We start from the raw sequence: 22,756 nt of genomic DNA, 5'->3' as shown, positions 1-22,756 counted from the left end.
CCCAGCTTTTCCCCGGCCTGCACGTGAATCCTTCCCAAAGACATGTCGAAAGCGCGACGCCGCCGGTGGCGATCCTGTGCATGCTGAACACCTATGTCTTCTTCACCTTCCTCGACACCAGCAGCAAATATCTCGTCCTGGCCGGCGTCTCCGTCCTGATCGTCGCCTGGGTGCGCTTTGCCGTGCATGTCGTGCTGGTTGGAGCGCTGCTGCGTGGCTGGCGCGAACCGAGGCGATTTCGGCCGGTCAACCTGCCGGCGCATGTGATGCGCGGCGCGTTCCTGTTCGGCTCGACCATGTTCAATGTCCTGGCGCTGCGCTCCCTGCAACTGGCCGAGACGACGTCGATCTATTTCTTCGGGCCGATGGTGATCACCGCCCTTGCCGGGCCGCTGCTCGGCGAATGGGCCGGATGGCGGCGCTGGCTGGCTATCCTGGCCGCTTTCGCCGGGGTCCTGATCATCACGCGGCCCGGTGTCGGCGTTTTCGGCATCGGACATCTCTTCGCGCTCGGCTCGATGCTGTCGAACTGCTTCTATGTCATCATGACGCGCCGCATGTCGGCGACCGAGACTCCGGAGAGCCTGATCTTGTTCTCGGCGTTGGCGCCGACGGTCCTGCTGCTGCCCTTGCTGCCGTTTTCATTTTCCCTGCCGCATGATGGCTGGCACTGGTCCGTGCTGCTCATGCTTGGCGTGTTCGGCGGTGTCGGCCACTGGTTGCTGGTCCAGGCCTATCGGCTGGCGACGACCACAGCGCTCGCGCCATATCCCTATTCGCAAATGGTGTGGATGATCATTTCGGGCTGGCTTGTCTTCAAGCAGTTCCCCGACCGCTGGACGCTGGTCGGCGCTGCCATCATCGTCGCCAGCGGCCTCTACATCGTCCATCGCGAACATCGGCTCAGGCTGCGCAGCCGTGCGGCCTCGGATGTCGAGGCCGAGGCGCTGGCAAAAAAACTTTGATTTGGCCCGGATCGATGGCATAAGGCCGCCCTTAAACAGTTTAAAAAAACGACGGGGAGCGAAAGGCTGGCACAGAAGATCAAGCTGTCGACGATCGCGGATGCGCTCGGCGTGTCCACGGCCACCGTATCCTTGGCACTGCGCGACAGCCCGCTGGTTGCCGGCTCAACGCGCGACCGCATTAAGGAACATGCGCGCGCCATCGGCTATATCTACAACCGCCGCGCCGCCAGCCTGCGCACCTCGCGCTCGGGCATTGTCGGTGTCGTCGTCCACGACATCATGAACCCGTTCTTCGCCGAGATTCTGCGCTCGATCGAGAGTGAGCTCGACCGCAGCCGACAGACCTTCATCCTGTCCAATCACTACGATCAGCTCGAAAAACAGCGCACCTTCATCGATACATTGCTGCAGCTCGGCGCCGATGGCGTCATCATGTCGCCGGCTATCGGCACGCCGGCGTCCGATATCGTCATGGCCGAGGAGAATGGGCTGCCGGCGGTGCTGATCGCACGCACCGTCGAGGGCGCCGACGTGCCGGTGTTTCGCGGCGACGATGCCTATGGCACGGGCCTCGCCACCAACCATCTGATCTCGCTCGGCCACAAGCGCATCGCCATGATCGGCGGCACCGACCAGACCTCGACCGGCCGCGATCGCTACCAGGGCTATGTGAACGCCATGGAGGCAGCCGGACTCGACGTCAGGCCGTCCTGGCGCATATCAGGCCCGCGCACCAAGCAGGCCGGTTTCGAGGCCGCCGGGCAGTTTCTGGCGCTGAAGGACAGGCCGACCGCGGCCTGCTGCTGGAACGACCTCGTCGCCATCGGCCTGATGAACGGCATTGCGCGTGCCGGCCTTGTGCCGGGCGTCGACATCTCCGTCACCGGCTATGATGACCTCGAAGAGGCGGCGATAGCCACGCCGGCGCTGACCACCGTCTGGAACGGCCAGCGCGAGGTCGGCCGCCGCGCCGCCAGTGCGCTGCTCGACAAGCTCAACGGGCAGACGGTGCGGCCCTCGCAGGAATTGATCAAGCCGGAACTGCATGTGCGCCAGTCGACCGGCAAGCCGGTGGAGCGTGCATGACCAAGGCCGAACAATTGGGAGCCGTTGCCATTCTGGTGCCGGCCGATTTCAGCGACCACGCCGTCGCGCGTATCGACCAGACGTTCAATCGCATCGGCATCGAGCGCGCCGATCCCGCGCTGGTCACCGACGAGATGCGCCGCACGGTGCGCGGCATCGCATCCTTTGCCGGCATCAGTGCGGCGATGATGGACGCGTTGCCGAAGCTCGAACTCATCGCCTCGTTCGGCGTCGGCTATGATTCGGTCGATGTCGGCCATGCGGCGGCGAAAAACATCATGGTCACCAACACGCCCGACGTGCTGACCGAAGAGGTCGCCGACACCGCGATCGGGCTGCTGATCAACACGGTGCGCGACCTGCCGCGTGCCGAAACCTGGCTGCGTGACGGCAGCTGGGCGAAGAAGGGCAACTATCCGCTGAGCCGGCTGACCTTGCGCGCGCGCCGCGTCGGTATTTTCGGCATGGGCCGCATCGGACAAGCCATTGCACGGCGGCTGGAGGCCTTCAGCCTGCCGATCGCCTATCACAACCGACGCCGGGTCGAAGGCCTGTCCTATCAATACCACGACACGCTGAAGGGCTTGGCCGAGGCAGTCGACACGCTGATTTCGGTGGCGCCCGGCGGTGCTTCGACACAGAAAGCGGTCAATGCCGAGATCCTGTCGGCGCTCGGCGCGAACGGCGTCTTCGTCAACATCGGCCGCGGCAGCACCGTCGACGAGGCGGCGCTTGCGGCCGCTCTCGCCGACGGCACCATCGCCGCCGCCGGGCTCGATGTCTTCGCCGACGAGCCGAATGTCCCCAAGGCGTTGCTCGACTTACCAAACGCCTCTCTGTTGCCGCATGTCGGCTCGGCCTCGGAGCATACACGCCGCGCCATGGCCGATCTGTGCGTCGACAATCTGGTGTCGTGGTTCAGCGACCGCAGGCCGCTGACACCAGTGCCCGAGACGGCGCATGTGAAGGCTCGCCCTTGAGCGGTGGCACTGCCACACTTATTAACGTCCGCTTAACCCTTTGAAATCATTCTTCATCCTGTGTGCTGGATGAGGAATGATGAAAACGCTTTTCGCATTGATCGGTGCAGCCGCGCTGTTTGGCGGCGTTCAGCTGTTTCATGACGGCAGCGGGGAAAGCATTGCCAATGAGGCCACGCCTTCCAATGCCTACAGACTGATTGCCAATGGCGACGAAGGCGCATGCGCGGTCACGCGCGGCGCCTCGGTCTCGGATGGCCTGTCGCTGCTGACGGTGGCGCCGAATTGCCGACGGCTCCTGCCGGGCCTCGAGCGGGCTAAATTCTGGCGCGAGCAAAACGACGGAACCGTTGCCTTCAACGCCAACGGCATCGATCCGATCGTCACCTTTGCCGTGGCTGATGGCGATGGCTACGAATCCTACGCGCCGGCCCTGCCGTTGCTGTCGCTGGCATCAGACGGTGGCCTGAAACCTGGAAACTGACTACTCCGCCGCCGCCCGCGCGCCGGCTTTCGCGGCGGCATGCAGGCGCACCGCATCGCCGAAAGCGCGAAAAATCTTGGCGGAATTGCTGTCCGACTTGACCCAGTATTCGGGATGCCACTGGACGCCGACGGCGAAGGCGCGGGCACCCTTGACCGAAACCGCTTCGACCGTGCCGTCGGTGGCGACAGCCTCGATCTCGAGCTTCGATCCCAGCCGGTCAATCGCCTGGCGATGCAAGGAATTGACCTTGATGTCGCCGGCGCCGAACACGCCGGCCAGGCAACTGCCTGCCTTGATCGAAATGGTCTGGTGAATAGCGAAGCGCTCATCCTGTTTGTCGCTCACCGCCGCACGGTGGTCCAGCGACCCCTCGCGCTCCTGGATCTCGGTGCCCAGTGTGCCGCCGAGCGCCACGTTCAATTCCTGGATGCCGCGGCAGATGGCAAGCAGCGGCACGCCGCGCTCGATCGCCTTGCGGATCAGCGGCAGCGTCGTGGCGTCGCGCGCGGTGTCATAGGGGCCGTTCGCTTCGCTGGCATCGCCGCCATAGAGCGAGGGGTCGACGTTGGATTTCGAGCCCGTCAGCATGACGCCGTCGACCGACGACAGAAGTTCGTCGAAGTCCAGCCGGTCGCCGAACGATGGCACGAGCAGTGGGAAAACGCCGGCACCTACGATTGCTGCTTCCAGATATTGTTGAGGGGCGGCATGCCAGGTGTAGTTGTCGAACTGACGGACGTCGGTCGATATGGCGACGAGCGGCTGCTGCATTTTGGGTCTGTCTTCCATCTGGCAAGGGATATCCTGCCTTTAAAATAAGCGATCCCCGGCCATTTTTCCAGCCAAGTCTCAGCGTGTCGCATGGGCCACGAAACCGCCTGTTAGACTATAGTTGCAGGGTCGCATGGCTTCGCCATCAAATCCGGCCGGCGTGCTGGACTCGACTCCTTGCCCGTGTATTGTTTCGAGCGAACCGATGCGGGAGCCGAGGATTTCCCGAACGTCGGTTTGTTGGTCCAAAAGGGAGGAACTGCATGGATCGTCGTTCATTTATCCGCAAGGCCGGCGTCACCGGCGTCGGCGCAGCCGCGGCGGCGGCCACGCTCGCCGCACCGGCAATCGCCCAGTCCAACCCCAAGGTGACATGGCGATTGGCGTCGTCCTTCCCGAAGTCGCTCGACACCATCTATGGCGGGGCCGAAGTGTTCTCCAAGATGCTGTCGGAAGCCACCGACGGCAATTTCCAGATCCAGGTCTTTGCCGCCGGCGAGCTTGTTCCCGGCCTGCAGGCCGCCGATGCCACCACGGCCGGCACGGTCGAGGCCTGCCACACGGTGGCATATTATTACTGGGGCAAGGACCCGACATGGGCGCTGGGTGCGGCGGTGCCCTTTTCGCTCAACGCGCGCGGCATGAATGCATGGCACTACCATGGCGGCGGCATCGACCTGTTCAATGAGTTTCTCGCCACGCAAGGTCTGTTCGGCCTGCCGGGCGGCAACACCGGCGTGCAGATGGGCGGCTGGTTCCGCAAGGAGATCAACACCGTCGCCGACCTCTCCGGCCTCAAGATGCGCATTGGCGGCTTTGCCGGCAAAGTGGTGCAGAAGCTCGGCGTGGTGCCGCAGCAGATCGCCGGCGGCGACATCTACCCGGCGCTGGAAAAAGGCACCATCGACGCCGCCGAATGGGTCGGCCCCTATGACGACGAGAAGCTCGGCTTCTACAAGGTCGCGCCCTATTATTACTATCCCGGCTGGTGGGAAGGCGGCCCGACCGTCCACCTGATGTTCAACAAGGCGAAATACGACGAGCTTTCGCCGACCTACAAGTCGCTGCTGCGCACGTGCGCCCAGGCCGCGGACGCCAACATGCTGCAGAAATATGACTATGTGAACCCCCCGGCGGTGAAGCGGCTGGTGGCCGGCGGCGCCAAACTGCGCCCATTCAGCCAGGAGATCATGGCCGCCTGCTTCGAGAAGGCCAACGAGGTCTACGCCGAAATGGAAGCCTCGAACGCGCCGTTCAAGAAGATCTGGGAATCGATCAAGGGCTTCCGCAAGGAGCACTATCTCTGGGCGCAGGTGGCCGAATACAATTACGACACCTTCATGATGGTCCAGCAGCGCAACGGCAAGCTGTAGGCGATCGTACTTTGCTTTTCGAAAGCCTCGGGGCATTTTTGTTCCCCGGGGCTTTTCTTTGCTCGACGGCGACGGCAATCGCCAAATGCCGCGAAGCCTGAACCTCAGCCCATCGCTGGTACCACCAGCACCTTCACTTCACCCGGAGCCGGCGGATTGGCGATCACCCCTGGCGCCTCTTCGAGCGTGACTTGCCTAGATATCAACCGATCGATCTCGATCACGCCCGACGCGATAAGCTCGGCGGCGCGGCGATGCGTGTAGGGATTGAGGAATGAGCCCACTACCTTGAGTTCGCGGAACAACAGGTCGAAGGGCTCGAATTCCACCTTCATGCCTTGCGGCGTCACGCCGACGATAACGACGGTGCCGCCCGCCCTTGCCAGCCGCATCGACTGCTCGACGGTCTCGCACACACCGGCGCATTCGAACACCACGTCGGCACCACCAGGCATCAGTCCGGCCGGACCGGCGATGGCCTCGATCACATCGGTGGCGGCGGGATCGACCGTCGCCGTCGCACCGAGTTCGCTGGCAAGCGCTCGCCGCGAGGCTTGCCGTGTCGACAGGATGATAGTGGTGGCCCCGGCCAGCCGTGCCAGTTGCACGGTGAGCAGGCCGATGACGCCGCCGCCGAGCACCACCACCGAGCTGCCTGGCTTGATCTCGGCAAGGTCGACGCCGTGCAGGCAGCAGCCGAGCGGTTCGCAGAAAGCACCATGTGTCGGCTTCAGATTCGCGGGAAGGACAAAGGCCTGTTTCTGCGGCATCACCACATAGTCGGCAAAGCCGCCGTCGCGGTGGATGCCGATGGCGGTGAGATTGCCGCACAAATTGACGCGGCCGGCATGGCAATGGCCGCAGCGCCCGCAGGCGATGTTGGGGTCGCCGGTGACGCGGTCGCCGACGGCAAAGCCGGAGACGGCGGTGCCGATTGCCTCGACGATGCCGGAGAATTCGTGCCCGGGTGTCACTGGCGGCCTGCAGGGGAACTCGCCGCGGAAAAGATGCCGGTCGGTGCCGCAGACACCGCAGGCTTCGATCCGCACCAGGAGGTCGTCCGAGCCCGGGACCGGTTTGGCGATCTCGCGCAACGAGATGCTGCCCACTGCCTCCAACCGCACGGCTTTCATGGCATCGTTTCCATCAATTGAAGCTCGGCGGTTGCGACAGGTCCGGCGCGGGTGCAGCCCGCTTGGCCGGCGGCGCATCGCCGAAATTCGGGGGCTGCGACAGATCGGGCGTGCCGGGCGCCGTCGGTGCGGCGCCGCCATTGGCAGGCACGCCGCCACCGTCCGGCGCGCCGAGCGGCGACAGGCTGGGCACCCCGGGCACCGTGTAGTCGATCGTGCCGGAATCGACGGCCGTGCCCTTGTAGCGCATCACCATTTGCGGGAAGGCGATGGTCAGGCCGATCATGATCACCTGGATGCAGACGAATGGCACCGCGCCCCAATAGATCTGGCCCGTTGTCACCGGCGCGATCTGCTTGCCGGTCAGGCGATCGAGATAGGGCACGCGGGCAGCGACCGAGCGCAGGTAGAACAGCGCGAAGCCGAATGGTGGATGCATGAAGCTGGTCTGCATGTTGACGCCCAGGAGCACGCCGAACCAGATCAGGTCGATGCCGAGCTTGTCGGCCGCCGGCGCCAGCAGCGGCACGATGATGAAGGCCAGTTCGAAGAAATCGAGGAAGAAGGCGAGGAAGAAGACGAGCATGTTGACGCCGATCAGGAAGCCGACTTCGCCGCCCGGCAGCGAGGTCAAGAGATGCTCGACCCAGATCTGGCCGTTGACGCCGTAGAAGGTCAGCGAAAACACCCGCGCGCCGATCAGGATGAACAGCACGAAGGACGACAGCCGCGTCGTCGAGGCCAGCGCCTGCTTGATCACGTCCATCGACAGCCGGCCCTTCATTGCCGCCATCGCCAGCGCACCGACCGCGCCCATCGCGCCGCCCTCGGTTGGGGTGGCGATGCCGAGAAAGATGGTGCCCAGCACCAGGAAGATCAGCGCCAGCGGCGGGATCAGCACGATCACGACCTGCTGCGCCAGCCGCGACATCATGTTGATGTTCAGGCTGCGGTCGAGGATCGCGACGATGTAGATGAAGATGACGCCGACCGTCGCGCCGAGAATATCGGCGTTGTCGCCATGAGCGGGCACCAGGTAACGGTAGGCCGCATAGGCGATCGCAATGGCCGCTATCAACGCGATCAGCAACGACACCACGCCATGGCCGAGCGTCCGCGCCTCAAGCGGCAGGGCAGGCATCGACTTTGGCCGGACGATCGACATGATCACGATGTAGAGCGTGTATAGGCCGGTCAGCACCAGGCCGGGGATCAGGGCGCCGGCATACATGTCGCCGACAGAGCGGCCGAGCTGGTCGGCGAGAACGATCAGCACCAGCGACGGCGGAATGATCTGAGCGAGGGTGCCCGAGGCAGCGATGACACCGGATGCCACCCGGCGGTCATAACCATAGCGCAGCATGATCGGCAGCGAGATCAGTCCCATGGCGATAACGGACGCCGCCACCACGCCTGTGGTCGCCGCCAGCAGTGCGCCAACGAAGATCACCGCGTAGGCGAGGCCGCCTCGGACGGGCCCGAACAACTGGCCGATCGTGTCGAGCAGGTCTTCGGCCATGCCCGATCGTTCGAGCACGATGCCCATGAAGGTGAAGAACGGGATCGCGAGCAGCGTGTCGTTCGACATCACCCGGCTGCCGTAGAAATTGTCCGGCAGCGCATAGAGCAGCGGCCATGCGAGATTGATCGCGCCGCCCGAATAGGGCGTCAGAAGCACGCCGATGAAGAAGAACATCAAGCCGTTGGCGGCGAGCGAAAAGGCGACGGGATAGCCGATCAGCATGAACAGGATCAGCGAGGCGAACATGATCGGCGCCATGTTCTGGGCGATGAACTCCATCACGAACGCACCTCTTCGGCGAGCGCCTTGGCTTCGAGTTCAGCCTGTTCGTGCACGGAAATGAATGGGTTGGGATCCTCAATGACGCCGCGCATGATGGCGATCTTCTTGATGATCTCGGAAATGCCCTGCAGCGCGAGCAGGAAAAAGCCGACCAGCAGGATCGCCTTGGCCGGCCACACGATCAGGCCGCCGGCGTTGGTCGACATCTCGCCGCTGTGAAACGACAGCGACACGTAGGGCACGAAATAGAACACCATCAGCGTCACGAACGGCATCAGGAAAAAGACGTGGCCGAAGAGGTCGATCCAGTGCTGCACGCGGCGTGAAAACAGGCCGTAGACGATATCGATGCGGATATGCTCGTTCTGTTTCAGCGTGTAGGCGGCGGCCAGCATGAAGGCGGCGCCGAACAGGTACCATTGCAGCTCCAGCCAGGCGTTGGACGAGGTGTCGAACACCTTGCGGATGACCGCGTTGGCCGCACTCACCAGGATCGCCAGCAGGATCAGCCAGGATACCGATTTGCCGATGAACTCGTTCATACGATCGATCGTTCTGGATAGAGCGAGAAGCCCTGCCATGTATTCCTCCCTGATGCGGTGACGCGCGATCGCCCTTTTCGTCGCGCCGCCTGGCCCAACCGTATGCAGTGCGTGGTCCGGTTGGTCAACACGGGGACGAAGGATGCAGGCCAATCGGCGCTCGCGGCACGGTGGAAAACCGCGGCCTGAAGAGACGTCATGCAACCAAAGTCTGGCGGGATCAGACGACCTTGCCGGTGTCGCGGCCGGCGCCGATCAGGATCAGCATGGCAACCAGGAACAGATACATCCAGGCATCGCGCCATTCGGCCGGGAAATAGCCGGCCCACAGTGATTCGGCCATGCCGAAAGCGGCCGCGCCCAGCGCTGCCCTTGGCGGTGAGAGATAACCGCCGACCGCCGTCACGAACAGGATCTTCAGGCCGTAGACAAGGCCGGAACCGAAGCTGACATTGCCGTAGTAGAGGCTGGCCATGACCCCGGCCAGCGCGGCGCAGAAGCCGCCGAACAGCACGGCACGCCGGAACACGCCGCGCACGTCGACGCCGCATAGGGCGGCGGCCCTGGGGTCGTCGGAGACGGCGCGCCAGCACCGGCCGAAGTTTGAGCGGGCAAATGCCCAGGTGGCGAGGGCGACCGCCGCCACGACCACGGCGCAGTCGAGCACCTGGATCAGCGTCAGCGTCGCCTTGAATCCGGAGGCTTCGGCGAAAACGACGGGCTCGGCCAGCATCGGCGGCAGCCACAGATCATGTGTGTCGGCGGCGATGCGGCTTGCTTCCGACAGGACGAGCAGGATGCCGAGCGTCGTCACCACGATGGCGTTGGGCGAGCGGTCGGCCAACGGCTCGAAGACGCTGCGCGACAGGACATGGCTGATGAGCGCCGCATAGAGGAACGCCGCGAGGACGCCGAACAGCACCGAAGCCAGCAGCGTCAGCCACAGCACTTGGTAGCCGAAGGCGACGCTCAGGATCATTGCCTGGCCGCAAAAGGCAAACAGCGCCCCATAGGCGAGGTTGGTGCGGTGCAGAATGCCGTTGGTCAGCACATAGCCGAAGGCGAGCAACGCATAGAGCGCACCCGAATGCAGCCCGTTCAGCACCTGCTGGAAGAAGTAAAGCATGCTCGACAACACCAGAAGCATCCCGCCCAAGAGGGAATAGGACAAGCGCGGAGCGGACAAAGGCGACGATACCCTGCGCATCCGAGGTTTGCATCGCCGAATCTAACTTGTCAAACGCGATTTATCGGTTAGATTTCCGGAAATGACAGTTGCCTGGACTCCTCACCGCTTCACCGGCGGCCTGCTCGCGCTCGACACGGCGAACACCGTCGTGCTGCGCGGCGATCCGGAGCGCACATTCGACCGCTTCGACGATCCGGCCGAAATCGCCCGCTTCGCCGACGCGGCTAGCGGCTTTCGCGCCGCCGAGCTTGGCGACAGGCGGCTGGCGGTGTCCTCGCCGGCGGCAATCGCGCCCGTCGTGCTGTCGATCCGCGAGACGACCGATAGGCTGTTTCGAGGCGCTGTGTTGAAAGGCGCGGTCGCCACCGCCGATCTGCCCGAATTCCTGCGGTCCTGCGCCGACGGCCTGGCCGCCGGCGGGACCGAGATCGGGGCGCAGGGACGGCCGTTCGGCGATCCGGCGACGCCGATCGCCTTCGAGGCGGCACTGGCGGTTTCGGCGCTTTCCCTGCTGCGTGACGACACCGTCGCGAGGCTCAGGATCTGTCCCAATTGCACCTGGCTGTTCGTCGACAGAAGCCGCAATTCCAGCCGCCTTTGGTGCGACATGGCGGTGTGCGGCAACAGGCAGAAGGCAAGCCGTCACTATCGCCGCCGCATGGCGGCCAATGAGGTCAGGAATGCCTAGAATTCTTTCCCGCTCGACGGTTGCTGGCGCGGCGCTGATCGCGGCGATGACGCTTGGCGCTTGCCGGGATACCGGCGGTGAAGGCAAGCTGTTTGAAGTTTCCGGCAAGATATTCGTCTTCAACTACCGCCTCGCCAGGGCGACCTATGTCGTGACGCTGAGACCCTTGCGGCCGATGGGCGAGGGTCAGGTGGCGGTTGCCAGTTTCCAGAACCCCGCCGGTGGCGATCCCTTCGTGGTCGAGCAGAAGATCTGGCCGAAGCTCGACAAGGTGAGCCTGGAAAGCCCGGCGCTGACCTGCGTTGTCAGGAACAAGCCCTATGCCATCGCCATCAGCATCAAGGGCGCCGATGGCGCGGTCCTGCAGGAGATCGACACCACGCTGATGTCGACGGAAGACCAGTCCATCCTGCCCGATCGGCCGCTGGTCATCGACCAGCTCTACACGGCCAATCCCGACCTCGTCGGTCATCCCGACGGCAAGCTGCCGGGCGAGCCGAAGCCGGACTGCTCGAAAGCCGGCTGACACCTTCCGACGGCCTCGATTTCCGCTGAATTTTCGTGTGCCATCGCGCTTGGTGACGCACCGTTTGATGCGTGATCCAGCGCCCGCCGAACTGCTTGTCGCGCGTTGGCCGGTCCTTTCGATTTTGTTTGACCTGCCTTGCAAGGGGAGAAAGGATGCGTCATCCGATCCCGACGTTGGCTGCTGCCCCGCGCGGCCTTCGCAGAGGAAATGCCTGATGACGCTGCACGATGTCGCGCTCGACGACAAGTTTGATCTTGGAAAGGAGCGCATCTTCCTGTCCGGCGCGCAGGCGGTCATCCGCATGCTCCTGATGCAGCGCGAGCGCGACCGCCGCGCCGGCCTGAACACGGCTGGCTTCGTCTCCGGCTATCGCGGCTCGCCGCTCGGTGGCCTCGACATGCAGCTGTGGAAGGCGAAAAAGCAGCTCGCCGGGGCCGACATCGTTTTCCAGCCCGGCCTCAACGAAGAGCTGGCCGCCACCGCCTGCTGGGGCTCGCAGCAGACGGAACTGCTGGGCGAGGGCACCCATGATGGCGTTTTTTCGGTCTGGTACGGCAAGGGGCCGGGCGTCGATCGTTCGGGCGACGTGTTCCGCCACGCCAATCTCGCCGGCTCGTCCAGACATGGCGGCGTCCTTGCGCTCATGGGCGACGACCACATGGCCGAATCTTCGACCAATGCGCACGCCACGGAATTCCTCTTCGTCGACACCATGGTGCCGATCCTCAACCCGGCCGGTGTCCAGGAGATCATCGACTATGGCCTGTACGGCTTTGCCATGTCGCGCTTCGCCGGCACCTGGGCGGCGATCAAATGCGTCAAGGACAACATCGAATCGACGGCTTCGGTCGACGCCTCGCTCGAACGGTTGAACATCGTCGTCCCGGATTTCGACATGCCGCCGGGCGGCCTCAACATCCGCCACGAGATCGACATGCTCGGCCAGGAAGAACGGCTGCATGAACACAAGCGTGCCGCGGCCTCCGCCTTCATCCATGCCAATGGGCTGAACAGGCTCGTCTATTCGGGCGGCAGCAATCCGAAACTCGGCATCATCACGCTGGGCAAGAGCTATCTCGATGTCCGCCAGGCGCTGGAGGATATCGGCATCGACGAGGCGGCCGCCAACCGCATCGGCGTGCGGCTGTTCAAGGTCGGCTGCCCCTGGCCGCTCGACCTGCAGCACATCGCCGACTTCGCGCGCGGTCTCGACACCATCGTCGTCGTCGAGGAGAAACGCTCGCTGATCGAGGTGCAACTGCGCGAAAGCCTTTACGGCACGGCCTCGCAGCCGGTCATCGTCGGCAAGAAGGACGAGCGCGGCGACTGGCTGTTTCCGGCCAAGGGGGCGCTCGACCCCAACGAGATCGCCATTGCGCTCGGCGAGAGAATCCTCAAGACCATCGGCCCATCCGAAGAGATTTCGGCCAGGGTAGCCAAGCTACGCCAGTTCCAGGCGATGCTGGCCGATGCCACCGACATCGGCTCGCGCACACCCTTCTTCTGTTCGGGCTGTCCGCACAATTCCTCGACCAAGGTGCCTGACGGCTCGATCGCCGCTGCTGGCATCGGCTGTCACTTCATGGCGCTGTGGATGGATCGCAACACAGTTGGCTTTACCGCCATGGGCGGCGAGGGGGCGCAATGGGTCGGCCAGGCGCCGTTCTCCAGGCGCGACCACATCTTCCAGAACCTCGGCGACGGCACCTACAACCATTCCGGCACGCTGGCGATCCGCTTCGCCCTCTCGAGCGAGGCCAACATCACCTACAAAATCCTCTACAACGACGCCGTCGCCATGACTGGGGGCCAGCCGCATGAGGGCGGGCTGACGGTAGACATGATCGCCAGGCAGGTGCGGGCAGAGGGCGTCGACCGCATTGCCATCGTCACCGACGAACCCGACAAATATGCCGGGAAGGCCGAATTCCCGGCCGGCGCCACTATCCACCACCGCGAGGACCTCGACCTCGTCCAGCGCGAGCTGCGCGACGTCAAGGGCGTATCGATCCTGCTATACGACCAGACCTGCGCCGCCGAAAAGCGCCGTCGTCGCAAGCGCGGCACCTTTCCCGATCCCGACAAGCGCGTCTTCATCAACGAACTGGTCTGCGAAGGCTGCGGCGATTGCGGCGTGCAATCGAACTGCGTCTCGATCCAGCCGGTCGAAACCGAATTCGGCCGCAAGCGCAAGATCGACCAGTCGAGCTGCAACAAGGATTTCTCCTGCGTCAACGGTTTCTGCCCGTCCTTCGTCACCGTGCACGGTGCCAAGATCCGCAAGGCCGAGGGCCTGGCCGGCGGGACCGACCCGCTTGAAGGCGTGCCCATGCCAGCCGAATTCCCGCTCGGCGTCGAGGGCTGGGCGGCGATCATCGACGGCGTCGGCGGCACCGGCGTCGTCACCGTCGGTGCCGTGCTCGGCATGGCGGCGCATCTGGAGGACAAGGGTTGCGGCATGATCGACATGGCCGGCCTCGCCCAGAAGGGTGGCTCGGTGTTCACCCATGTCCGCATCGCCCGCACACCGGAAGACATCAATGCCATCCGCGTTTCGGCGGGGAAGGCCGACCTCGTGCTCGGCTGCGATCTCGTCGTGTCGGGCGCCAAGAAAGTGCTGACGGCGGTGCGCGAGGGGCATACGATCTTCCTCGCCAACACCGCCGAGATCATGCCGGGCGAATTTGCTCGATCAGCCGATTTCTCGCTGCCGATCGAGCGCCTGAAGAAGGCGATCCGCTCAGCGGCCGGTGACGGCAAGGCGCATTTCTTCGACGCCACCCGCACCGCCACAGCCCTGTTCGGCAATTCGCTGGGCGCCAACATGTTCATGCTCGGCTTTGCCTTCCAGTTCGGCGGTCTGCCGCTCTCGGCCGAAGCCGTCGAAAAGGCCATTGAATTGAATGGCGAAGCGGTGGCGATGAACATCGCTGCTTTCCGCTGGGGCCGCCGCGCCGCGCATCAGCCGGATTTCGTGCGCGGCCTCATCGCCCAGCCGTCCGCAACCCTCGGCGACAAGGCCGGACAGGCCGGTCCGGTCGCTGAGACACTGGACGATATCATCGCCCGCCGTGTTGCCTTCCTCACGGCCTATCAGAACGCTGCTTACGGCAAGCGCTACGCCGATAGGATATCGACGCTGCGAGGGTCAGAAACGAAGGCCGTGCCGGGTTCGACCGCCGTGACCGAGGCCGCCGCCAAAAGCCTGTTCAAGCTGATGGCGATCAAGGACGAATACGAGGTTGCGCGGCTTTATACCGACGGCTCCTTCGCCGCCGCGCTTGGCAAGCAGTTCCAGAGCTACGAGAAACTTGAATTCCATCTCGCCCCGCCGATCATGGGACGTCGCGGCAATGACGGCAAACCCAGGAAATCGAGCTTCGGCCCTTGGATGATGAAAGGCTTTCGCCTGCTGGCCGCGATGAAGGGCCTGCGCGGCACGGCCTTCGACCTGTTCGGCTACACCGCCGAGCGGCGCATGGAGCGGCAATTGCTGGCGCAGTACGAGGCCGATCTGCAGCTCGTGGCCAGTTCGCTGGCGCCGGGCAAGATCGAGGCCGCGGTAGCCCTGGTCTCGGTCCCGGCGCTGATCCGCGGCTATGGCCATGTCCGGCAGGCAAGCGCCGAAAAGGCGGCGGGCGAGCGCTCCAGACTGCTCCAGCGACTGACCCAAACCATGCCGGTACCGGTTCTCAGTGCCGCTGAGTGACTTCTCCACCCATGCCCGAAGCCTGCTGCAAGGTCCTCTTGCCGAGGCGGGCCGACCGAAGCCGTAGCTTAAGCCCCTCTGTCTAAGCCTTTCTTAAGGCGGTTGTGGCATGACAAGGCTTAGCGTTGGGCCGATCATATGGGCAAAACAAAGACCGAAAGCATCCCCGCGGATGTCTATATCCAATTTGTGCGGTCGTTGTTCGACAACGCGCACATGTTGGTGATCGGTGGCGCGTGCTACTGGATCCTCGGATTCATGATTTATCTGCGCACGCAAAATCCGTTGTTTCTGGCCTTTTCTTTTATTCTACTGCCGATCAGCCTTCTGCGTTATTTCGGTATTCGCAGCTTCCTGAAGACCGGGGGCGTGATTGCCGACGTCGAACACGCACACCGATTGGAGCGCAGTTACATCCTCAAGGGCTGCTTGCAGGGCCTCGGATTGGGTGCGCTGTGCTTCGTGTCGATCTATGTGTATCCCGACCCATTCGCCGAACTGGCGGCAATGTCGCTGACCCTGGCGACCCTGGTCACGGTTGTCGCCCGTAATTACGGGTCTCCGCGCATGGTGCGGATTTTTTCTGTAACCTTCATCGGTCCGGCGGCTCTTGCGCTCCTGCTGCGTCTGGATGCCCCGTCCGTCGTCCTCGGTCTGATGATCTTCCCGATGACGTTCATTACCATCAACAGCGCCGACCATGTTCGCAATGTGCTGTTTTCGGCGGTCATCGGCCACAAGCAGGCGAAAAGCATAACGCGCAAGTTCGACCGCGCGCTCAACACCATGTCGCACGGCCTGGTCATGCTCGGCCCTGACGGACGCGTCGCGGTCGCCAATGCCGAGGCCGCTCACCTGATGTCGCTGAAATCGGCCGACGCACTGCTCGGGCGCTCCATCCACGGGCTTCTGATGCGCGGCGTTGCCGGCGGCATGCTGGCGCCGAAGGACTGCCGCTACGTCGAGGCGCAGCTGACGCGCGCGCTGCGCGAGGGCAGGGACCGCAAGGTGCTTGTTTCGCTCGCCAACGGCCAGCATTACGAATTCTCCGCGCGTGAAGGCAGCCAGGAACTCGGCGTGATCACCTTCGAGGATGTCACGGCGCGCGTCGAAGCGGAGGAAAAGATCCGCTTCATGGCGCGCTACGACAATCTCACCGGCCTTCCCAACCGCGCCTATTTCCACGAACTGGTCGGCGAGCTGATGGCCTCCGGCGACCGGGATCGCCTGTGCGGCCTCGCCGTGATCGACCTCGACGATTTCAAGAGCGTCAACGACACGCTCGGCCATCCCGTCGGCGACGGGCTGATCTACGCCGTGGCCGACCGGCTGGCGGCCATCGCCGGGCAAGGCCTTACCGTCAGCCGCTTCGGTGGCGACGAGTTCATGCTGTTCTTCGACCGCATCGATGACGAGAGCCATCTGGAGAGCCTGCTCGACCAGATTTTCGCCGAGCTGCAGGGAGAGGTCGACGTGGCGGGCCACGGGTTGCGGATCCAGGCCAGCGCCGGCGCGGTACTGTCCAAGGTCGGCGGAACCGATGTCGACGCCATGATCGTCAAGGCGGACCTGGCGCTCTACAAGGCCAAGGAACTCGGCAAGAACGGGTGGCGGCTGTTCGAGGCGGCAATGGATGCCGCATTCCGCAATCGCCAGCTGATGAAGGCGGATCTGCGCAGTGCCGTGGAAGGCAGGGAACTGCGGGTCGTCTACCAGCCCATCGTGGCGATGAACACCATGCGCATCGCCAGCTGCGAGGCGCTCTGCCGTTGGGACCATCCCGATCTCGGACCGATTTCGCCCGGCATCTTCATTCCCCTGGCCGAGGAGATGGGCATCATTTCCGAGATCAGCACCTTTGTGCTGCATGCAGCTTGCACCGAATGCGCCAAATGGCCTGACCAGACCAGCGTCTCGGTCAATCTCTCGGCGAGGGATTTCCGCAGCCGCGACGTCATCCAAAAGGTGCGCGATGCGTTGGCTAACTCCGGCCTCGATGCTAGCCGCCTGGAGATCGAAGTCACGGAAACCGCGCTGCTCGACGACAAATCCCTGACCCGCCAGTATATCGAGGAACTGAAGCAGCTTGGCGTCCGCATCGCTCTCGACGATTTCGGCACCGGCTATTCAAGCCTGAGCTATCTGCACAAGCTTCCGCTCGACAAGATCAAGATCGACCGGTCGTTCGTGATGGACGTCACCCACAATCCGCGCTCGCTCGAGCTGTTGAAGGGCGTCGTCGACCTGACCCGTGTCCTGGGGCTCACCGTCACCATCGAAGGCGTGGAAACATTCGAGCAGCTTAAGGTCCTCATGCATTCGGTGAAGCCGGATCTTGTCCAGGGCTTCCTGTTCGGCGCGGCGCTCAGCGCGTCGGGCATCGAGACGATGTCGAACGTCACCTGGCCGTTTGCCGCGGATCTGCGTCTCGCCGCAAAGCGCACAGTCGGCTAGCTTTCGTCGCAAATTCTGCCAATCGAAGTTGATAAAGCGCGTGCTTGGGTCGTGCGGTTGGTGCGAACCAGAATATTTTTATCGGCGGCGAACAAATCCAACCAAGACGTGCAGTAGTTTTGGCCGATTTTGAAGAAGCGAAAAGGTTTGACCGGATCGGCGCATCTGTCAAAGCGGAACGCTCCAGTGCTTTTCGCGCCCGAGTTTGCAGCGCCTTTCATAGGAATGAAGGCTTGGATTAGAGCGTCCAGGCTGCCCCTTCGGCAACCACTCCGCAGCCATAGATCTCCAGCTGTTAAGGTTAACAAGTGGTAAACCAGTGGGATCCAATTTTCGGCTTGTGTCTCATTTCAACTCGAATAGCCTGTTCACGGCGGATACGAGGACTTGAGAATGGATGCTGCGAGAAACGATGCGCGGGCTGGCGCCAGCTCCAATGCTGGGTCGGCGCTGAACCAGTCGATCATGCAATTGCTGGAGCATGTCGACTACCGTCTCATCACTGGAGGCGAGGATCTGGAGGCGATCTACCGCCTTCGCTATCAATCCTACCTGCAATCGGGCATGTGCGGCCCGATCGCCAGCGGGATGTTCGAGGATCGCTGGGACAATCTGCCGAATTCCTATCGGTTCGGCGTCTATTTCGATGGACACCTGGTCAGCACGTTACGGCTTCACTACATTTCCAGAGAGCACCCTCATTCGCCGTCCGTTGATGCCTATCCCGAAATATTGGCCGAGCGGCTTGCCCGCGGAGAGACGTTCATCGACGGGACTCGTTTCGCAACCGATGCCGACAGTGCGCCCGCGCCCGGAGTTCTGCCTTTTCTGACGCTCAGGCTTGGCATGGTGGCCGCTTCTTACTTTGGGCTTACCGCAGTGCTAACGCCGGTCAAGATCGAGCACTCCGCTTACTATGCTCGTATCTTTCATGCCGTTCAGAGGACAGAGGGCAAGGTGTTCCCGGGAGTCCTTGCGCCGATCGCTCTGTTCGAAATCCCGTGCGGCGAAAACTTGCGCCAGACACTCGAACGGTTCCCGTTCTTTAAGTCGACAGCCGTGGAACAGCGGATGATGTTCGCCAATCCGGCCATCAACCGGCTGACGCCGCTGTCCATAGTGCCGACGGCGAAATACTACCGCGATGCTGCCTGAACGGGCGTCGTCCTTGCATCTGAACCTTCCCGCGGCTTCGCCGTTATAGGTAGCGGCATCGCCATCAAGTGTCGCCGCGATCCTGCCCAACGGGCATTTCGCCCCGGGCTCCTGTCGCATTGTTCGTGGGAAGGAATACGGCCATGACCATCCACTCGCTCGCGCTCACACCGCTTATCTCGCTGATCGCCGGCGTGCTGATCCTGATCATGCCGCGGCTCCTGAACTACATCGTCGCGCTCTATCTGATTGTCGTTGGGCTGCTCGGGCTTTTTCCTCACCTTGCTGGCTGAGACGCTAGGCAGGGGCTCGCTCAAAAGCCATCCCGCGGGCATCGGCCGCCAGTTTCAATTTTCCCTTGAGGGAGTTGTCGGCTGCGATGCGGCAATAGCGCCATTGCCCTGCGCCCAGCTTTTCGGTATGTGCCTGAAAGATGTCTTCGAAGGGGTATTCCTATGGCTGAGCACACGCCGAGCGGTCCTGTAGAACTGGGCGCGAAGATGGACTATGCCGAGCATGACCGCACCTATGCGGGCTTCCTGGCGCTGGCCAAATATGGCTCGCTCTTCTGCGGCGCGCTTCTCCTGGCGATGGCTTTCGGCTTCTTCGCGGGCGGCTTCTTCTCCGCGCTGATCCTGTTCGTGCTTATTCTGGCAGTCGGCGCCTTCATTCTGCGATAGACCTTCCAAAACGCTCTTGCGGTTGACGTCGCCGGATATCCCGGTCGACACTTCGCGCAGACAGGTTCCGGCCGAAAGGATCATGCGGTGGGACAGACGGTTTTCATCCCTCGTGAGCTCGACGCGAACGAGCCGCGTGTCGCGGCTTCGCCCGATACGGTGAAGCGGCTGACGGCCCTGGGTTTCGACGTGGTCGTCGAAGCCGGTGCCGGCACCCGCTCGCGTATCCCCGACGAAGAGTTTGCCAAGACAGGTGCTGTCATCGGCAAGGCCTCGGATGTCGCCAAGGCCGATGTCGTGCTGAAGGTTCGCCGGCCAACGGATGCCGAGCTGAAGAGTTACAAATCCGGCGCCGCGGTGATCGCCATCATGGATCCCTACGGCAACGATGCGGCTGTCGCGGCCTTGGCCAAAGCCGGCGTCACCGCCTTCTCGATGGAGTTCATGCCGCGCATCACCCGCGCGCAATCGATGGACGTCCTGTCCAGCCAGGCCAATCTTGCTGGCTACCAGGCGGTGATCGACGGAGCCGCCGAATACGACCGGGCGCTGCCGATGATGATGACGGCGGCTGGCACGGTGCCGGCTGCCAAGGTCTTCATCATGGGCGTCGGCGTTGCCGGCCTGCAGGCGATCGCCACCGCGCGCCGTCTCGGTGCCGTCGTCACCGCCACCGACGTTCGGCCCGCCGCCAAGGAACAAGTCGCCTCGCTCGGCGCGAAGTTCCTCGCCGTCGAGGACGAGGAGTTCAAGGCGGCCGAGACCGCCGGCGGCTATGCCAAGGAAATGTCGAAGGAGTACCAGGCCAAGCAGGCGGCGCTGACCGCCGAACACATCGCCAAGCAGGACATCGTCATCACCACGGCGCTGATCCCCGGCCGGCCTGCGCCGAAGCTGGTGTCGGCGGCGATGGTCGCCTCGATGAAGCCGGGCTCGGTGATCATCGACCTCGCCGTCGAGCGTGGCGGCAATGTCGAGGGCGCCGAGGCCGGCAAGATCGTCACCACGGTCAACAATGTAAAGATCGTCGGTCATCTCAACGTGCCAGGTCGCATCGCGGCATCCGCCTCGCTGCTTTATGCCAGGAACCTGTTCGCCTTCGTCGAGACGCTCGTCGACAAGACGACCAAGACGCTTGCCATTAATCGCGACGACGATCTGGTCAAGGCAACCATGCTGACCGACGGCGGCAAGGTCGTTCATCCGGCCTTCGCCAAGGCCGACCAGCAGCCTTATGTCGAGCCGGCCGCGATCCCGGCCACGACCATGGTCGCCGATGCCACGGCCGCGCCCAGGAAGGCCGCGCCCGGGAAGACCGCCGCATCCAAGTCACCCTCGCCGAAGCCGAAAGGGACCGCGTGATGGACCAGACCTTGCAGAAAGCCTTGGATCAGCTCGACCAGGCAAGCGCTGCCGTTCGGCTCGCGGTGCAGAACCTGGCCAATGCCCCAGGCGGTGCAGAGGCGGCCGGTGATGCCGCGCATGCGCTCTCGGGCGGGGCCATCGATCCCTTCGTCTTCCGTTTCGCCATCTTCATCCTGGCGATCTTCGTCGGCTATTACGTCGTCTGGTCGGTGACCCCGGCACTGCACACGCCGCTGATGGCCGTCACCAACGCCATCTCGTCCGTCATTGTCGTCGGTGCGCTGCTCGCCGTCGGCATCGCGGCCTCCGGCGTCGCCGCCGGCTTCGGTTTCGTCGCGCTGATGCTGGTCTCGGTCAACATCTTCGGCGGCTTCCTCGTCACCCAGCGCATGCTGGCCATGTACAAGAAGAAGGACAAGTGACGTGACCGTCAATCTCGCCTCCTTCCTCTATCTGGTATCCGGCGTCCTGTTCATCATGGCGTTGCGCGGCCTCTCGCATCCGACCACCAGCCGGCAGGGCAATCTCTACGGCATGGTCGGCATGGGCATCGCCATTGCCACCACGCTGGCGCTGGCAACCCCGTCCGCCGGCCGCTTCGGCCTGATCGTGCTTGGTCTCGCCATCGGCGGTGGCGTCGGCGCCGTCACGGCCAGGCGCATTGCCATGACCTCGATGCCGCAGCTGGTCGCCGCCTTCCATTCGTTGGTCGGCCTTGCCGCCGTCATGGTGGCGGCCGCGGCCATCTATGCGCCGGAAAGCTTCGGCATCGGCGCGGCGGGTGACATCCATGCCCAGGCGCTGGTTGAGATGAGCCTTGGCGTCGCCATCGGTGCCATCACCTTCACCGGCTCAGTCATTGCCTTCCTGAAGCTCGACGGCCGCATGTCGGGCAAGCCGATCATGATCGGCGGCCGTCACGTCATCAACGCTGCCCTTGGCGTGGCCCTGATCGTGCTGATCGTGCTGCTGGTCACCACGGAATCGAAACTGGTGTTCTGGCTGATCGTTGCCGCCTCGCTGGTGCTCGGCGTGCTCCTGATCATCCCGATCGGTGGCGCCGACATGCCGGTGGTCGTATCGATGCTGAATTCCTATTCCGGCTGGGCGGCCGCCGCCCTTGGCTTCACGCTCGGCAATCTGGCGCTGATCATCACCGGCGCGCTGGTCGGCTCGTCGGGCGCGATCCTGTCCTACATCATGTGCAAGGGCATGAACCGAAGCTTCATCTCGGTCATCCTCGGCGGCTTCGGCGGCGAGACCGCCGCTGCGGCCGATGACGGCATCGAGCGCACCGTCAAGCAGGGTTCGGCCGACGATGCCGCCTACCTCATGATGAACGCGCAGAAGGTCATCATCGTGCCGGGTTACGGCATGGCGGTCGCCCAGGCGCAGCATGCGCTGCGTGAAATGGCCGACAAGCTCAAGGCCAACGGCGTCGACGTCAAATATGCCATCCACCCCGTCGCCGGCCGCATGCCCGGCCACATGAATGTGCTGCTCGCCGAAGCCAACGTGCCGTACGACGAAGTATTCGAGCTCGAGGACATCAACTCGGAGTTTGCCCAGGCCGACGTCGCCTACGTCATCGGCGCCAACGACGTCACCAACCCGTCCGCGCGCGACGACAAGTCGTCGCCCATCTACGGCATGCCGATCCTCGACGTCGACAAGGCCCGCACCTGCCTGTTCGTCAAGCGCTCGCTCGGGTCCGGCTATGCCGGCATCGACAACACGCTGTTCTACAAGGACGGCACCATGATGCTGCTCGGCGACGCCAAGAAGATGACCGAGGAAATCGTCAAGGCGATGGATCACTGACCGGTCGGTCTTGATCGTCGAA

At 63.5% G+C, this 22,756-nt stretch carries 20 protein-coding genes; 15 read left to right on the top strand and 5 right to left on the bottom strand.

Annotated features, from left to right (window positions below):
- Positions 1–23 precede the first annotated feature (23 nt).
- The 4 genes from FJ543_RS14900 to FJ543_RS14885 all read left to right on the top strand — a co-directional run bounded on the left by FJ543_RS14900 (position 24) and on the right by FJ543_RS14885 (position 3,518).
- The gene (locus tag FJ543_RS14900) at positions 24–965 is read left to right on the top strand and encodes a DMT family transporter (RefSeq protein ID WP_140875739.1); all 942 of its coding nucleotides are present in this window, start codon (positions 24–26) and stop codon (positions 963–965) included.
- Between the two features lie 66 nt (positions 966–1,031).
- Complete coding sequence (locus FJ543_RS14895) at positions 1,032–2,054, top strand: LacI family DNA-binding transcriptional regulator (RefSeq protein ID WP_140788605.1); 1,023 nt, start codon at positions 1,032–1,034, stop codon at positions 2,052–2,054.
- Entirely contained in the window at positions 2,051–3,034 is a 984-nt protein-coding gene (locus tag FJ543_RS14890) for a 2-hydroxyacid dehydrogenase (RefSeq protein ID WP_140875737.1), read from the top strand. The genes FJ543_RS14895 and FJ543_RS14890 overlap by 4 nt, the downstream gene beginning before the upstream one ends.
- Before the next feature lie 79 nt (positions 3,035–3,113).
- Positions 3,114–3,518 (top strand): hypothetical protein, encoded by a 405-nt coding sequence (locus FJ543_RS14885; RefSeq protein ID WP_181173983.1) that lies wholly within the window; start codon positions 3,114–3,116, stop codon positions 3,516–3,518.
- Here the strand turns inward: FJ543_RS14885 and FJ543_RS14880 are convergent, their stop codons facing one another.
- On the bottom strand, positions 3,519–4,310 hold the full coding sequence (locus FJ543_RS14880; protein ID WP_224622904.1) for a gamma-glutamyl-gamma-aminobutyrate hydrolase family protein: 792 nt from the start codon (positions 4,308–4,310) through the stop codon (positions 3,519–3,521).
- A gap of 245 nt (positions 4,311–4,555) precedes the next feature.
- Between FJ543_RS14880 and FJ543_RS14875 the strand changes: the two genes are divergently transcribed.
- Complete coding sequence (locus tag FJ543_RS14875; protein ID WP_027142806.1) at positions 4,556–5,665, top strand: TRAP transporter substrate-binding protein; 1,110 nt, start codon at positions 4,556–4,558, stop codon at positions 5,663–5,665.
- 104 nt (positions 5,666–5,769) lie between these two features.
- On the opposite strand, the gene FJ543_RS14870 is transcribed toward FJ543_RS14875, so the two are convergent.
- The 4 genes from FJ543_RS14870 to FJ543_RS14855 form a co-directional block, all read right to left on the bottom strand.
- Complete coding sequence (locus FJ543_RS14870) at positions 5,770–6,798, bottom strand: zinc-dependent alcohol dehydrogenase family protein (RefSeq protein WP_140788613.1); 1,029 nt, start codon at positions 6,796–6,798, stop codon at positions 5,770–5,772.
- Between the two features lie 13 nt (positions 6,799–6,811).
- Positions 6,812–8,599, bottom strand: a complete 1,788-nt coding sequence (locus FJ543_RS14865) for a TRAP transporter large permease subunit (RefSeq protein ID WP_140876180.1) — start codon at positions 8,597–8,599, stop codon at positions 6,812–6,814.
- Complete coding sequence (locus FJ543_RS14860) at positions 8,599–9,183, bottom strand: TRAP transporter small permease subunit (protein WP_015314287.1); 585 nt, start codon at positions 9,181–9,183, stop codon at positions 8,599–8,601. The genes FJ543_RS14865 and FJ543_RS14860 overlap by 1 nt, the downstream gene beginning before the upstream one ends.
- Positions 9,184–9,364: 181 nt before the next feature.
- Complete coding sequence (locus FJ543_RS14855) at positions 9,365–10,270, bottom strand: branched-chain amino acid ABC transporter permease (RefSeq protein ID WP_140660062.1); 906 nt, start codon at positions 10,268–10,270, stop codon at positions 9,365–9,367.
- Positions 10,271–10,412: 142 nt separating this feature from the next.
- On the opposite strand from FJ543_RS14855, the gene FJ543_RS14850 reads away from it, so the two are divergent.
- The 10 genes from FJ543_RS14850 (at position 10,413) to FJ543_RS14805 (ending at position 22,734) form a co-directional block, all read left to right on the top strand.
- Entirely contained in the window at positions 10,413–11,021 is a 609-nt protein-coding gene (locus tag FJ543_RS14850; protein ID WP_140660061.1) for a CGNR zinc finger domain-containing protein, read from the top strand.
- Positions 11,014–11,547 carry a hypothetical protein gene (locus FJ543_RS14845; RefSeq protein ID WP_224682979.1) on the top strand — a complete coding sequence of 178 codons (534 nt, stop codon included), beginning with the start codon at positions 11,014–11,016 and terminating at the stop codon, positions 11,545–11,547. The genes FJ543_RS14850 and FJ543_RS14845 overlap by 8 nt, the downstream gene beginning before the upstream one ends.
- 217 nt (positions 11,548–11,764) lie before the next feature.
- A complete protein-coding gene (locus FJ543_RS14840) occupies positions 11,765–15,259 on the top strand; it encodes an indolepyruvate ferredoxin oxidoreductase family protein (RefSeq protein WP_140714342.1) in 3,495 nt (1,164 codons plus the stop codon).
- Between the two features lie 138 nt (positions 15,260–15,397).
- Positions 15,398–17,713 carry an EAL domain-containing protein gene (locus tag FJ543_RS14835; protein ID WP_015314282.1) on the top strand — a complete coding sequence of 772 codons (2,316 nt, stop codon included), beginning with the start codon at positions 15,398–15,400 and terminating at the stop codon, positions 17,711–17,713.
- A gap of 393 nt (positions 17,714–18,106) precedes the next feature.
- Complete coding sequence (locus FJ543_RS14830; protein WP_140660059.1) at positions 18,107–18,868, top strand: acyl-homoserine-lactone synthase; 762 nt, start codon at positions 18,107–18,109, stop codon at positions 18,866–18,868.
- 143 nt (positions 18,869–19,011) lie between these two features.
- Complete coding sequence (locus FJ543_RS14825; RefSeq protein ID WP_015314280.1) at positions 19,012–19,161, top strand: DUF3096 domain-containing protein; 150 nt, start codon at positions 19,012–19,014, stop codon at positions 19,159–19,161.
- Between the two features lie 162 nt (positions 19,162–19,323).
- Positions 19,324–19,548 (top strand): aa3-type cytochrome c oxidase subunit IV, encoded by a 225-nt coding sequence (locus FJ543_RS14820; protein ID WP_015314279.1) that lies wholly within the window; start codon positions 19,324–19,326, stop codon positions 19,546–19,548.
- An 87-nt stretch (positions 19,549–19,635) separates the two neighbouring features.
- Positions 19,636–20,910 (top strand): Re/Si-specific NAD(P)(+) transhydrogenase subunit alpha, encoded by a 1,275-nt coding sequence (locus tag FJ543_RS14815; RefSeq protein ID WP_140714340.1) that lies wholly within the window; start codon positions 19,636–19,638, stop codon positions 20,908–20,910.
- Positions 20,907–21,335 carry a proton-translocating transhydrogenase family protein gene (locus FJ543_RS14810; protein ID WP_174361964.1) on the top strand — a complete coding sequence of 143 codons (429 nt, stop codon included), beginning with the start codon at positions 20,907–20,909 and terminating at the stop codon, positions 21,333–21,335. Before FJ543_RS14815 ends, FJ543_RS14810 begins: the two co-directional genes overlap by 4 nt.
- A gap of 1 nt (position 21,336) precedes the next feature.
- On the top strand, positions 21,337–22,734 hold the full coding sequence (locus FJ543_RS14805) for an NAD(P)(+) transhydrogenase (Re/Si-specific) subunit beta (protein WP_140714339.1): 1,398 nt from the start codon (positions 21,337–21,339) through the stop codon (positions 22,732–22,734).
- Positions 22,735–22,756 lie beyond the last annotated feature (22 nt).

Origin of the sequence: Mesorhizobium sp. B2-5-7, from assembly GCF_006440875.1 — a bacterium.
GTDB classification, from domain to species: Bacteria; Pseudomonadota; Alphaproteobacteria; order Rhizobiales; family Rhizobiaceae; genus Mesorhizobium; species Mesorhizobium australicum.
Note: the sequence above shows the minus strand (reverse complement) of the source record. Positions and strands in the feature narration are given on the sequence as shown.

Bases quoted from the DNA above. Each gene is read 5' to 3' on its own strand.
- FJ543_RS14850 (WP_140660061.1), top strand. From the start codon at position 10,413: ATGACAGTTGCCTGGACTCCTCACCGCTTCACCGGCGGCCTGCTCGCG.
- FJ543_RS14840 (WP_140714342.1), top strand. From the start codon at position 11,765: ATGACGCTGCACGATGTCGCGCTCGACGACAAGTTTGATCTTGGAAAG.
- FJ543_RS14870 (WP_140788613.1), bottom strand. From the start codon at position 6,798: ATGAAAGCCGTGCGGTTGGAGGCAGTGGGCAGCATCTCGTTGCGCGAG.
- FJ543_RS14865 (WP_140876180.1), bottom strand. From the start codon at position 8,599: ATGGAGTTCATCGCCCAGAACATGGCGCCGATCATGTTCGCCTCGCTG.
- FJ543_RS14890 (WP_140875737.1), top strand. From the start codon at position 2,051: ATGACCAAGGCCGAACAATTGGGAGCCGTTGCCATTCTGGTGCCGGCC.
- FJ543_RS14825 (WP_015314280.1), top strand. From the start codon at position 19,012: ATGACCATCCACTCGCTCGCGCTCACACCGCTTATCTCGCTGATCGCC.
- FJ543_RS14835 (WP_015314282.1), top strand. From the start codon at position 15,398: ATGGGCAAAACAAAGACCGAAAGCATCCCCGCGGATGTCTATATCCAA.
- FJ543_RS14820 (WP_015314279.1), top strand. From the start codon at position 19,324: ATGGCTGAGCACACGCCGAGCGGTCCTGTAGAACTGGGCGCGAAGATG.
- FJ543_RS14885 (WP_181173983.1), top strand. From the start codon at position 3,114: ATGAAAACGCTTTTCGCATTGATCGGTGCAGCCGCGCTGTTTGGCGGC.
- FJ543_RS14830 (WP_140660059.1), top strand. From the start codon at position 18,107: ATGGATGCTGCGAGAAACGATGCGCGGGCTGGCGCCAGCTCCAATGCT.
- FJ543_RS14875 (WP_027142806.1), top strand. From the start codon at position 4,556: ATGGATCGTCGTTCATTTATCCGCAAGGCCGGCGTCACCGGCGTCGGC.
- FJ543_RS14880 (WP_224622904.1), bottom strand. From the start codon at position 4,310: ATGGAAGACAGACCCAAAATGCAGCAGCCGCTCGTCGCCATATCGACC.
- FJ543_RS14860 (WP_015314287.1), bottom strand. From the start codon at position 9,183: ATGGCAGGGCTTCTCGCTCTATCCAGAACGATCGATCGTATGAACGAG.
- FJ543_RS14845 (WP_224682979.1), top strand. From the start codon at position 11,014: ATGCCTAGAATTCTTTCCCGCTCGACGGTTGCTGGCGCGGCGCTGATC.
- FJ543_RS14855 (WP_140660062.1), bottom strand. From the start codon at position 10,270: ATGCTTTACTTCTTCCAGCAGGTGCTGAACGGGCTGCATTCGGGTGCG.